Origin of the sequence: Acinetobacter sp. 479375, from assembly GCF_000581715.1 — a bacterium.
Taxonomy (GTDB): Bacteria; Pseudomonadota; Gammaproteobacteria; order Pseudomonadales; family Moraxellaceae; genus Acinetobacter; species Acinetobacter ursingii.
Map to the genome: position 1 here is coordinate 69,869 of NZ_JEZN01000004.1, position 12,900 is coordinate 82,768.

The window sequence follows — 12,900 nt, forward strand, 5'->3', positions numbered from 1 at the left end:
CTTTAGATTAACTTAATAATAAAAAAACCTCCTGATGACTCAGGAGGTTTTTGGGTATTTAAAATTTAAGCTAAGCTTAAGCTAAACCTTTCTCTTTCAACACTTGTAACATAGTCGAACCAAGTTCAGCAGGACTACGAGTATACGCCATGCCTGCTTTTTCAAATGCTGCAAATTTCTCTTCAGCAGTACCTTTACCACCAGAAATAATTGCACCAGCATGCCCCATACGCTTACCTTTAGGCGCAGTTACACCTGCAATATAGCCAACAACAGGCTTGGTTACATTAGACTGGATATATTCAGCAGCTTCTTCTTCTGCTGTACCACCAATTTCACCAATCATGATGATTGCATCAGTATCTGGATCGTCTTGGAATAATTTAAGTGCATCAATCTGGTTCATCCCTGGAATTGGATCTCCCCCAATACCGATACAAGTCGACTGACCTAAGCCAAGCTTCGTGGTTTGAGCAACGGCTTCATAGGTCAAGGTACCAGAACGCGAGATGATGCCGATACGACCTGGCTGATGAATATGACCAGGCATAATCCCGATTTTACATTCGCCCGGTGTAATCACACCTGGACAGTTAGGACCAACCAAACGAGTACCATTACCATTCGTTTCAAGGTAACGTTTTGCTTTCAACATATCTAGAGTTGGAACACCTTCAGTGATCACTACAATCAGACCAACACCTGAATCAACTGCTTCAACGATGGAATCTAAAACGAAAGGTGCTGGCACATAGATAACAGAAGCATCTGCGCCTGTTTCACGTACTGCATCTTTCATGGTGTTGAAAACAGGTAGATCAAGATGAGTTGTGCCACCTTTACCCGGAGTTACACCACCGACCACTTTTGTGCCGTACTCAAGCGCCTGAGCCGAATGGAAAGTACCGTTTTTACCTGTAAAACCTTGTACCAATACTTTAGTGTCTTTATTAATTAATACGCTCATGATTGATACTCCCTTAACCTTTTACCGCAGCAACAATTTTTTCTGCCGCATCAGATAAACCGTTAGCAGAAGTTAATTTCAAACCAGATTCATCAAGGATTTTTGCACCGAGTTCAGCATTGTTCCCTTCTAAACGAACAACCACTGGAACTGTTACATTGACCTCTTGAACGGCTGCAATAATTGCTTCAGCAATCATGTCACAACGTACAATACCACCGAAGATGTTAATTAAAACACCTTGCACAGAAGTATCCGCAAGAATCAATTTAAATGCTTCGATTACGCGTTCTTTGGTTGCACCACCACCTACATCTAGGAAGTTTGCAGGTTGACCACCATATAATTTGATGATGTCCATAGTTGCCATCGCAAGACCGGCACCATTGACCATACAACCAATGTTACCTTCAAGCGCAACATAGTTGAGCTCAAACTCAGAAGCTTTGAGTTCACGCTCATTTTCTTGTGACTTATCACGAGATGCCGCGATTTCAGGCAGACGGTATAATGCGTTTGAATCAATGCCAATTTTGGCATCAACCGCCAAAATATCACCATTTTCACGCACAGAAAGTGGATTGATTTCAAATAATGCAAAATCATTTTCAACAAATGCTTGATAAGCACCTGTCATTAATTTTACAAATTGATTAACTTGTTTATCTTTCAGACCTAAGGCAAACGCAACTTCACGCGCTTGAAATGGTTGTAATCCGACAAGAGGATCAACCGTTGTTTTAATGATTTTTTCTGGCGTTTCTTCAGCAACTTTCTCGATTTCTACACCGCCTTCAGTTGAAGACATGAACGTTACACGTCGAGTAGAACGGTCTACAACCGCACCCAAGTATAACTCGCGTTCAACAGGGTAGACATCTTCACAAACCAATACGCTATTTACTGGTTGGCCATTTGCATCTGTCTGATAAGTGACCAGATTTTTGCCAATCAATTCATTTGCGACTTCAGCAGCTTCTTCTTTTGACTTAACGACTTTTACGCCGCCTGCTTTACCACGACCACCAGCATGCACTTGCGCTTTAATCACGGCAAATTTACCGCCAAGCTGTTCAAATGCAGCGACTGCTTCCGCAGCGTTTGTTGCAAGAATCCCTTCCTGGACTGGTACTCCGTATTTTTTCAATAACGCTTTTGCTTGATACTCATGTAAGTTCATTTATTTACCTATTTTACTTCTGCCCTTATTAATAACAACCAATAATTAAACATCCTTCACAGTAATATTGATTGTTATGTTCTTTTTCTTATTCACAGCGATCATGACTGTGAATAATGCGAAAAGAGCGGACTAACCGCTCTTTTAAAAATTACTTACGTTTACGTTGAATCGCGTGAATGGCACGCCCATCGACTGCGAGTGCAGCTTCATGCACCACTTCAGAATATGTTGGATGACCAAAAGTCATTAACTGAAGATCTTCAACAGAAGATACAAACTCAAGTGCAATCATCCCTTGGTGAACAATATCAGAAGCACTTGGGCCAATAACATGCATACCCAGTAAACGATCTGTTTTTGCATCAGCAACAAACTTGACAAAACCAGAAGCTTCGCCAGCTGCTAAAGCACGACCATTGACTGCAAATGGGAACTGACCTGTTTTAACTTCATGGCCTTTTTCTTTAGCGGCTTCTTCAGTTAAACCAACCCAAGCAGCTTCTGGATGCGTGTAGATTACGCTAATAATCGTGTCATAGTTCACTTGTGCTGCATGACCATGAATACGCTCCACAGCCATGACGCCCTCTTCCATTGCTTTATGCGCAAGCATTGGACCGCGAACCAAGTCACCAATCGCATAAACACCTTCAACAGATGTTAAGCATTGATCATTCACTTCAACAAAACCACGATCAGTCAGTTTAATGCCAGAATCTTCTGCCAATAAACCTTCAGCATATGGCTTACGACCCACACAAACGATTAATTTATCAAACGCTTGTTGTTTGTCTTCGCCACCTTGTGAGTATTTAACAGTCACTTCACGACCATTCACTTCAGTACCAGACACTTTGGCACCAATGCGAATGTCCAGACCTTGTTTAGTCAGGATTTTTTGGAATTCTTTAGACAGCGCTTTGTCGGCCATTGGCAAGAAACTATCCAGTGCTTCAAACACGACAACTTCTGAACCTAAACGACGCCACACTGAACCTAGCTCAAGACCAATAACACCTGCACCAATCACACCCAGACGTTTAGGAACTTCTGCAAATTCAAGCGCGCCCGTTGAGTCAACAATCAAGTCTTCATCAACAGGTGCCACTGGAATATTCACAGGCACAGAACCAGATGCAAGAATGACATATTTTGGTTCTAAAATTTGAGCTTCACCTTCAAATGGTGTGAACTCAACTTTTTTACCTGCAAGTAACTTACCAGAACCTTGTAACCACTCGATGCCATTACCTTTGAGTAATTGAGCAACACCACCAGTCAAGTTATCAACAACTTTGTCTTTACGAGTTAGCATTTTCGCGATGTCGATATTCACTTCACCTGTGGTGATCCCGTGATCACCCAAATGATGCAATGTATCTTCATAATGATGAGAAGAATCAAGTAATGCTTTAGACGGAATACAACCCACGTTTAAGCAAGTACCGCCCAAAGAAGGCTTACCTTTATGAATACGTTTTTCAATACAAGCAACTTTAAAACCAAGTTGCGCAGCACGAATTGCTGCTTCATAGCCACCCGGGCCACCACCAATTACAACAAGATCAAACTGTTGAGACATTGTTATCTCCAAGTCCCAGATAGAGGATCGCTCTATCTGAGTTTTATGATTCGCAAGAAATTAAAGGTCAAGAATAAGTTTTGCTGGTTCTTCCAACAATTCTTTGATCGTTACCAAGAAACCAACTGCTTCTTTACCATCGATTAAACGGTGGTCATAAGACAAAGCAAGATACATCATTGGCAGGATTTGAACTTGACCATTGACTGCCATTGGACGTTCTTGGATCTTGTGCATACCCAAAATTGCAGTTTGTGGCGGGTTGATAATTGGCGTAGACAGTAATGAACCGAAAGTACCACCATTGGTAATGGTGAACGTACCACCTGTCATATCTTCAATCGATAGTTTGCCATCACGTGCTTTTGCAGCAAAAGCACCAATGCCATTTTCAACTTCTGCATAGTTCATACGGTCAGTATCACGTAACACTGGCACCACAAGACCACGATCAGAAGAAACGGCAACACCGATATCGTAGTAACCGTGATAAATAATATCATCGCCATCAATTGATGCATTGACTGCTGGATAACGTTTAAGCGCTTCAGTTGCTGCTTTTACGAAGAATGACATAAAGCCAAGACGCGCACCATGACGTTTTTCAAATGCGTCTTTATATTGCTTACGCATGTCCATCACTGGTTTCATGTTGACTTCGTTAAACGTCGTTAACATTGCTGTTTCTTGAGTTGCAGACAATAGACGTTCAGCAACACGCTTACGAAGACGCGTCATTGGAACACGTTTTTCAATACGCTCACCAACCGCAACGCTTAATGGTTGTGCAGCAGGTTTAGTTTGATGATTCGCTACATCTTCTTTGGTGATACGACCGCCACGACCTGTACCTTGTACATCAGCAGGATTTACACCTGATTCAGTCAACGCCTTACGAACTGCTGGAGCTTGATCTGCAACAGGTTGTGAACGTTCAACTACAGGCGCCGCGCCCGCTTCAGTTTTAGCCGCAGCTTGTTCTACTTTCTCTTCGCTTTGAACCGCTTGAGTCGAAGATGCACCTGAAACTGCACCTTCTTCAAACTGTGCAATCACTTCATCAGAAAGAACTGTGTCGCCTTCATTTTTAACAATCGAAGTAATTTGACCATCGGCAGGAGCAACAACTTCTAAGACAACTTTGTCAGTTTCAATATCACAGATCACTTCGTCACGTGATACCGCTTCCCCTACTTTTTTATGCCATGTCGCAATTGTCCCGTCCGCAACTGACTCTGGGAATACCGGTGCTTTGATTTCGGTTGCCATTATTTAGTCTCTCCTGATTGGTCAGCCTGAATTGCAAGTGCATCATTGATGAGCTGAGCCTGTTGTTTTGCATGCAAGTAAGCTGAACCACAAGCCGGTGCAGCAGAAGCTTCACGACCTGCGTAGCTAATACGGATTTGTTTACCAGATTTTAATACATCATCATATAAACGAGGTGCGATGAATAACCATGCGCCTTGGTTCTTCGGCTCTTCTTGACACCAAACCAACTCTTTCACGTTTGGATATGCTGCCAGAATTTCCGCCAAACGTTGTTCTGGGTATGGATACAATTGTTCAATACGTACAATTGCAACATTATTCAATTCTGCTTCACGACGTTTTTCAAGCAAGTCGTAATAAACTTTACCACCACATAACACGATGCGGGTAACGTCAGATTTATTCACTTGATCGACTTCATCAATCACGGTCTGGAATGTACCAGTAGCGAGCTCATCTAAAGTTGAAGTTGCCAATTTATGACGAAGTAATGATTTTGGTGACATGACGATCATTGGCTTACGAATTGGACGAACAGCCTGACGACGTAATGCATGGAAAATTTGTGCTGGTGTTGTAGGGGTTAATACCTGCATATTTTCTTCAGCACATAACTGCAAGAAACGCTCTAAACGTGCAGAAGAATGTTCAGGACCCTGACCTTCATAACCATGTGGAAGTAGCATGGTTAAACCACACACACGCTCCCATTTGGTTTCACCAGATGCGATAAACTGGTCAATCACGACCTGCGCACAGTTAGCAAAGTCACCAAATTGCGCTTCCCAGATGATCAAACCATGTGGAATGGTGGTTGCATAACCATATTCAAATGCAAGAACCGCTTCTTCTGAAAGAAGTGAATCATAAATGGCAAAACGTGGCTGATTTTCTTTGACATGACATAATGGAATATATGTCGAACCATCTGCCTGATTATGTAATTTGGCATGACGATGCGAGAACGTACCACGGCCAACGTCTTCACCTGTAATACGAACCAGATAACCTTCATCTAGCAGCGTTGCATAAGCTAAAGTTTCAGCTGCACCCCAGTTCAGTGGCATCTCACCTGTTTGCATTTTCAAACGGTCATCAATCACTTTAGACACTTGACGTTGCATCACAAAGCCTTCAGGCAATTTACGCATGCCTTCGCCTAATTCTTTCAAGCGATTGATATCGAATGTGGTATCCCAAACATCGGTATAGTCATGACCTAAGTAAGGTTTCCAGTCCACAAACATTTTAGTGTTCGGCTCGAGTACCAATGCATTGGCAACATGATTACCTGCTTCAAGATCTGAACGATAATCTTCAACCATTTTATCTGCTTCAGCACGATCAAGAATTTTTTCCTGAACTAACTGATCCGCATACAAAGTACGTGTTGTTGCTTTCTTATTAATGACTTGATACATCAATGGCTGAGTTGCAGATGGCTCATCTGCTTCGTTGTGACCACGACGACGATAACAGAATAGATCAATCACAACATCTTTACGGAAAGTATGACGGAAGTCATGTGCCAACTGTGCAATAAATGCAACTGCTTCAGGATCATCACCATTGACATGGAAAATTGGAGATTGAACCATTTTCGCCACATCAGTACAGTATTCAGTAGAACGTGCATCACGTGGATCAGAAGTGGTGAAACCGACTTGGTTATTGATGATGATATGAACTGTACCACCCACTGTATAACCACGGGTTTGTGACATCTGGAAAGTTTCCTGATTCACACCCTGACCTGCAAACGCAGCATCACCATGAACAATGATCGGAAGTACATCATCACCACCGATGTCACGGCGACGAACTTGACGTGCGCGAACTGAACCTTCAACCACAGGTCCAACAATTTCCAAATGAGACGGGTTAAATGCCAAAGCCAAATGCACTTCACCACCCGGTGTCATGACATTTGATGAAAAACCTTGGTGATACTTCACGTCACCTGAGCCTTTTTTATGCAGCGCTTTACCTTCAAACTCACCGAAAAGTTCAGCTGGGTTTTTACCCAAAATATTCACCAGTAGATTGAGACGACCACGGTGTGGCATACCAATCACAACTTCTTTACAACTGACTGAACCTGCACGTTGGATAATTTCGTTCATCATCGGAATGAAAGATTCACCACCTTCCAAACCAAAACGTTTTGCACCCACGTATTTATTGCCGAGATATTTTTCCAGACCTTCCGCAGCAGTTAAGCGTTCTAAAAAGCCTTTTTTCTGGTCTTTGTTAAAATTAAACTGACCACGCGCCCCTTCAAGGCGTTGTTGAATCCAGCGCTTTTCTTTGGTATCCACAATGTGCATATATTCTGCACCAATGGAACCACAGTAAGCAGCTTCCATGGCATTAACCATTTCGCCCAGTGTGGCTTCTGTCTTACCAATCGCCAAGTTACCCGTATTAAACACGGTATCAAGATCAGACTTGGTTAAACCATGGGCAGCTAAGTCAAGGTCTGGCACGTCTTCGCGTTTTGCAAGACCAAGTGGATCTAGTTTAGCTTTTTGGTGACCACGGTTACGATACGCAGCAATCAGTTGTAACACACCAATTTGACGACGTTCATGTTCAGTACTTACTGTACTTTGAACCACTGGTTGAACGCGACTAGAATTACGACCAAGTAAAAGGAACTGCTCACGCACTGAACCATGAGGTTGATCACCTTTAGGGAATTTATCGAAATACTGGCGCCAATCCTCATCGACGGAGGTTGGGGAGGATAGGTACTGCTCGTAAAGCTCTTCAATATACGCTGCACTATCAGCGGAAAGTTCAGTGTCAAGACGCAATGCGTCAGCAACTTCTTGCATTTGTGGACCCATTTCCTATTGCAAAAACATTACGGGTTGCCTTTTAAGCACACCCATGATTGATAACACCAAAATTGTAAAATGGCATTAAACACCCAATTGGCACTTTGTCCAGTCGGTACGTTATTACTACATTAGATTTAACCCAATGTAATCAATGAATCATAACGCCCTTTTTGGCATCATCACTCAAGTTTATACTCGACAAAGCCGAGCAATTTTTGCAAATCATCTTGGAAAAAATAAATCATGATTTAGCTTTTCTAAAATGACTTTTTTACATAAAAATTAAGCACAATACTCAGATCCTGCCTGCAAGAGCACTGCTATTATTATGCTCTTTTTTCATATAAAGATTTGTGTCAAATCGTATCATGTTCTCAACATTCAATTGATTTTTTTGACACATACCATCTATAAATCAGCGAAATACACAGACCAATTTCTCAACTAATATATGGTGCCTTCTATTCAAAAATACAACCCTTTAGACTAAAGTCGATTCATTTTTTATAAAATAAATCGTGGCTGTTAATATTTTAACCAATCCCCATCGATGAACTAAAAACAACCTACTTTACCTCAGCATTTATGGCCTTAATCACCCCTGTTTATATAGGCACGGTACGGACTATTTTCAAGAAAAAATAAGCAGCAGCAAATGTCGATTAAGATTCAAAACCTACAACAGCAATCAAAACTTTCTAAATAAAAAAAAGCGCACATGATGCATGTACGCTTTTTTGCCCCATCAAACGAATTAACCCGCTTGATCAAGCAACATATTACGGATGTGACCAATCGCCTTGGTTGGGTTCAACCCTTTAGGACAAACAGATACACAGTTCATAATCCCTTTACAACGGAACAAACTGAACGGATCGTCAAGACGAGCCAAACGATCTTGAGTTGCTGTGTCACGCGAGTCGATAATGAAACGGTAAGCATTTAGCAATGCAGATGGCCCCAAGAATTTATCTGGGTTCCACCAGAACGATGGACATGATGTTGAACAGCATGCACAAAGAATACATTCATACAAACCATCCAAATGTTCACGCTCTTCAGGAGACTGTAAACGCTCTTTGGGTGGCGCAGGCTGATTATTAATCAAGAACGGCTGAATTTTGTCATATTGATCATAGAATTGGTTCATATCAACCACCAAATCTTTAATCACTGGCAAACCCGGTAATGGACGAATCACGATTTTTTCTGGTAAATCGTTCAAGTTCCACAAACACGCCAAACCATTTTTACCGTTGATATTGACACCATCAGAACCACAAATCCCTTCACGACAAGAACGACGGAAAGTCAATGTTTCATCCTGCACTTTGAGTGCAAGCAAAGCATCAAGCAACATACGATGCTTATCAGTCAGCTCAAGCTTATAAGTTTGCATGTACGGCGCTTTATCCTTATCAGGATCATAGCGGTAGATTTCGAATGTACGAGTACCTCTACTCATCTTTTATTCTCCTGATTAGAATGTACGTGGTGCAGGTGGAATCGAGTCAACAGTCAGCGGGCTATAACGCACTGGCTTATACTCAAGACGGTTATCTGCCGAATACCAAAGTGTATGCTTCATCCACTCATCATCACGACGACCATATGGGTAGTTTGGATGATCAGGTGGTAACTCATAGTCTACAACTGTATGCGCACCACGACACTCTTTACGTGCAGCAGCCGAAATCAAGGTTGCTTTCGCAACTTCATACAAGTTTTCAACTTCCAAAGCTTCAACACGAGCGGTGTTAAATACTTTAGATTTGTCTTTGAGATGAATATTACGAACACGTGGAGCAATCGCAAGAATTTGTTTTACACCTTCATCCAGTAACTCTTGAGTACGGAATACCGCTGCATGGTTTTGAACAATTTCACGAATCTCATCGGCAACTTCTTGTGCGTTTTCACCAGAAGTTGAGTCATCTAAATGACGGATACGTTTCAGCGTATTTTCCAGCACATTGGTAGGAAGTGGTGAGTAATCATCACCGTGATGTTTAGTCACATAATCAATGATATGTTCACCCGCAGCTTTACCAAATACCACAAGGTCAAGCAATGAGTTGGTACCTAAACGGTTTGCACCATGTACCGATACACAAGAACATTCACCAATAGCATAAAAGCCTTTTACAGGTTTTACGAAATCTGGACAGTTCGTCTCAAAAGTATATTCTTTAGTGTCGTTATTATAGTTGGTTTCCAAATGCAGATTTTCTGTTGCAACAGGAACCACAACCTGACCATGAATATTGGTCGGAATACCGCCCATTTGATAATGGATCGTTGGTACAACTGGAATCGGCTCTTTGGTGATATCCACGTTTGCGAATTTTTTACCAATCTCAAATACAGATGGTAAACGCTTCATGATGGTATCCACACCCAAATGCGTCATATCGAGTAAGATATAATCCGCTTTAGGGCCACAACCACGACCTTCTTTGATCTCTTGGTCCATAGAGCGTGAAACGAAGTCACGTGGAGCCAAATCTTTCAAGGTCGGCGCATAGCGTTCCATGAACGGTTCGCCGTCTTTATTACGAAGGATAGCACCTTCACCACGACAACCTTCAGTTAATAGTACGCCCGCACCTGCTACACCAGTAGGGTGGAATTGCCAGAATTCCATATCTTGTAATGGAATACCCGCACGTGCCGCCATACCCAAGCCATCACCTGTGTTGATGTAAGCATTGGTTGAAGCACGATAAACACGACCTGCACCGCCAGTCGCAAACAATGTCGCTTTGGCTTGGAATACTGCAACATTACCAGTTTCCTGATCATAAGCAGTCACACCCAGTACATCACCTTCTTCGTTACGAATCAGATCAAGAGCGATCCATTCTACGAAGAATTGAGTTCCCATTTTGACATTGCTTTGATAAAGCGTATGTAATAGTGCATGACCCGTACGGTCAGCAGCAGCACAAGCACGTGGAACTGGCTTGTCACCATAGTTTGCAGAGTGACCACCAAACGGACGCTGGTAAATTGTACCATCGGCGTTACGGTCAAATGGCATACCCAAGTGTTCCAATTCATAGACCACTTTTGGTGCTTCACGCGTCATAAATTCAATCGCGTCTTGGTCACCCAACCAGTCAGAACCTTTTACTGTGTCGTAAAAATGGAAATGCCAGTTATCTTCCTGCATATTACCTAACGATGCACCAATACCACCCTGAGCAGCAACGGTGTGAGAACGTGTTGGGAATACTTTAGTCAGTACGGCAACTTTTAAACCAGCTTGAGCAAGCTGATAAGCAGCACGCATACCTGAACCACCACCACCAACGATAACAGCATCGAAAGTGAGGTTTTGGATATTTGAATAATCTTCTTTAGGGGTAATCGCGCCCATGATGTCTTCCTATCAATTCGCCCAGAAAATCTGGATTCCCCAGATCACAAATACAAACACTGCAATAATCACAGCCGATGTAAGTACCAGACGTAAACCTGAAGCTGAAGGACCCATTTGACGAGTAGTTACATAGTCAGTAAATACTTGCCACATTCCAATCCACGCGTGTGCAGCCAATGATAAAATTGAAAGTAAAGACAAAATTTTCATTGGTAGGGTCATCATAAAGCCAGACCATTGTTCATAGTTAAAACCACCATGAAGCAAAATCCAGCCCAAAATCACCACGGTATAAACCGCTAACACGACTGCGCTAACACGCTGGATAAACCAATCGCGAGAACCTGAACCTGTTAAACCTGTAGCACTTTTCATTAGAACATAATCCATACGAATGCTGCGAGAATACCAATCACAGACAAGATCAATGAAATTGTAGCTGCAGTGCGACCACTTTGTAGTTCTTCAGCAAAACCAAGGTCAGCAAGTAAGTGTTTGATCCCATTAATAAAGTGGAAAATCAAACCTGCTACAAATACCCATACGATGAAACGTACGAAAAAGTTTCCGAAAACGACATTTTTAACGTATTCAAATCCTTCTGGTGAAGATAAAGATTTATCTAGGATCCATAAAAGAACGGGAATTAATAAGAATACGATCACACCAGAAAGACGGTGTAAGATTGATGCAATAGCCACGGGTGAGCGTAAGTTTACCGCTAACACCTGACCCATGGACAAATTGACAGGTCTGTTGCTTTTCACAGCGGGCATCCTGTAGGTAAAAACTCCAGCCGGAGTTTGTTGGAATTAATTCGAAGGAAAGCTGGCATTGTCAGGCAAGCAAATGCCTAAACTTAATAAACGACACCGAATTATAAATCGTCATATATCAAAATACAAACGATCACATTTGGCTTTTTTCTAAAAAAATCATTAAATAAGAATCATTCACAGATATGGCGTGAGATTTAGCAACATCAACTTATCACCTCTTTCAGCTATGTCCTTATTTTTTATAAATTAACCATAATATTTTAATTTTGGAGCTACTTTTCAGTGGTCTATAAGCGAATTAGACTAAAGATGAAATTTATTTTTTAATCAAAATCTCACTATATGATTTTTTATTCATTTTCCAATATTCAACACACTTTTTGCTTAACCTCGCCATATTTTCTTTAAAAATACAAAACTTCTTTTTCATACTTTTGACACCACAATCGTATGAGAAAGAGCGACTTATTCTGTGTATAACTTAGAAAACAAACTGTCACTGAATACAATCGAATCAGTAAAACATCTCAGTAAAACTGCTTGTCATCTCGTATTAGGACGCATTTCTTGGCAAAAGTGGCCACTCAACAAGCTATTTTTTAATCAATTAAACTTCTATTTTTTAATATCCACTTTTTTTTAGTGGTGGAATTTACACTGGTAAAAGTCCACTCAATGCAAAGCTAAGTTATCGGATTTCATTCATTTTAAGTAAAAATTGGCATTTTGTTTCAGATTAAAAAACTGCCTAGCACATAATAAATTTGCTTACAATTTACTCCTGAGGACTGATTTTTTTCTGCACCTCGTCATAAATTTGACTTATTATAGCCCGTCGAGACTGTGATTTTATTCAGTTTTTTCTGAGTAATGCACATGGAATATCTCCCTA

General features: G+C 41.4%; 9 protein-coding genes. All 9 read right to left on the reverse strand.

Features of this window, described 5'->3' with window-relative positions:
• Positions 1-76: 76 nt before the first annotated feature.
• The gene (gene sucD / locus J500_RS05145; protein WP_004990694.1) at positions 77-967 is read right to left on the reverse strand and encodes a succinate--CoA ligase subunit alpha; all 891 of its coding nucleotides are present in this window, start codon (positions 965-967) and stop codon (positions 77-79) included.
• Between the two features lie 13 nt (positions 968-980).
• Positions 981-2,147 (reverse strand): ADP-forming succinate--CoA ligase subunit beta, encoded by a 1,167-nt coding sequence (gene sucC / locus J500_RS05150; RefSeq protein WP_005003015.1) that lies wholly within the window; start codon positions 2,145-2,147, stop codon positions 981-983.
• A gap of 151 nt (positions 2,148-2,298) precedes the next feature.
• Entirely contained in the window at positions 2,299-3,732 is a 1,434-nt protein-coding gene (lpdA, locus tag J500_RS05155; RefSeq protein ID WP_005003013.1) for a dihydrolipoyl dehydrogenase, read from the reverse strand.
• A gap of 60 nt (positions 3,733-3,792) precedes the next feature.
• Positions 3,793-5,001: a 2-oxoglutarate dehydrogenase complex dihydrolipoyllysine-residue succinyltransferase gene (gene odhB / locus J500_RS05160; RefSeq protein ID WP_004996252.1), complete on the reverse strand. Its 1,209-nt coding sequence runs from the start codon at positions 4,999-5,001 to the stop codon at positions 3,793-3,795.
• Positions 5,001-7,841 carry a 2-oxoglutarate dehydrogenase E1 component gene (locus J500_RS05165; protein ID WP_005003011.1) on the reverse strand — a complete coding sequence of 947 codons (2,841 nt, stop codon included), beginning with the start codon at positions 7,839-7,841 and terminating at the stop codon, positions 5,001-5,003. The genes odhB and J500_RS05165 overlap by 1 nt, the downstream gene beginning before the upstream one ends.
• Before the next feature lie 760 nt (positions 7,842-8,601).
• A complete protein-coding gene (locus J500_RS05170; protein ID WP_004990705.1) occupies positions 8,602-9,312 on the reverse strand; it encodes a succinate dehydrogenase iron-sulfur subunit in 711 nt (236 codons plus the stop codon).
• Between the two features lie 15 nt (positions 9,313-9,327).
• Positions 9,328-11,226, reverse strand: coding sequence for an FAD-dependent oxidoreductase (locus tag J500_RS05175; RefSeq protein ID WP_034698567.1), 1,899 nt, complete (start codon positions 11,224-11,226; stop codon positions 9,328-9,330).
• 12 nt (positions 11,227-11,238) lie between these two features.
• Positions 11,239-11,604: a succinate dehydrogenase, hydrophobic membrane anchor protein gene (sdhD, locus tag J500_RS05180; protein WP_004996249.1), complete on the reverse strand. Its 366-nt coding sequence runs from the start codon at positions 11,602-11,604 to the stop codon at positions 11,239-11,241.
• Positions 11,604-12,005: a succinate dehydrogenase, cytochrome b556 subunit gene (sdhC, locus tag J500_RS05185; RefSeq protein ID WP_010588832.1), complete on the reverse strand. Its 402-nt coding sequence runs from the start codon at positions 12,003-12,005 to the stop codon at positions 11,604-11,606. The genes sdhD and sdhC overlap by 1 nt, the downstream gene beginning before the upstream one ends.
• Positions 12,006-12,900 lie beyond the last annotated feature (895 nt).

What these genes read in the sequence shown, in the direction of transcription:
- J500_RS05165 (WP_005003011.1), bottom strand. Translation starts at nt 7,841, where the DNA reads ATGCAAGAAGTTGCTGACGCATTGCGTCTTGACACTGAACTTTCCGCT.
- odhB (WP_004996252.1), bottom strand. Translation starts at nt 5,001, where the DNA reads ATGGCAACCGAAATCAAAGCACCGGTATTCCCAGAGTCAGTTGCGGAC.
- J500_RS05175 (WP_034698567.1), bottom strand. Translation starts at nt 11,226, where the DNA reads ATGGGCGCGATTACCCCTAAAGAAGATTATTCAAATATCCAAAACCTC.
- lpdA (WP_005003013.1), bottom strand. Translation starts at nt 3,732, where the DNA reads ATGTCTCAACAGTTTGATCTTGTTGTAATTGGTGGTGGCCCGGGTGGC.
- sdhC (WP_010588832.1), bottom strand. Translation starts at nt 12,005, where the DNA reads ATGCCCGCTGTGAAAAGCAACAGACCTGTCAATTTGTCCATGGGTCAG.
- sdhD (WP_004996249.1), bottom strand. Translation starts at nt 11,604, where the DNA reads ATGAAAAGTGCTACAGGTTTAACAGGTTCAGGTTCTCGCGATTGGTTT.
- sucC (WP_005003015.1), bottom strand. Translation starts at nt 2,147, where the DNA reads ATGAACTTACATGAGTATCAAGCAAAAGCGTTATTGAAAAAATACGGA.
- sucD (WP_004990694.1), bottom strand. Translation starts at nt 967, where the DNA reads ATGAGCGTATTAATTAATAAAGACACTAAAGTATTGGTACAAGGTTTT.
- J500_RS05170 (WP_004990705.1), bottom strand. Translation starts at nt 9,312, where the DNA reads ATGAGTAGAGGTACTCGTACATTCGAAATCTACCGCTATGATCCTGAT.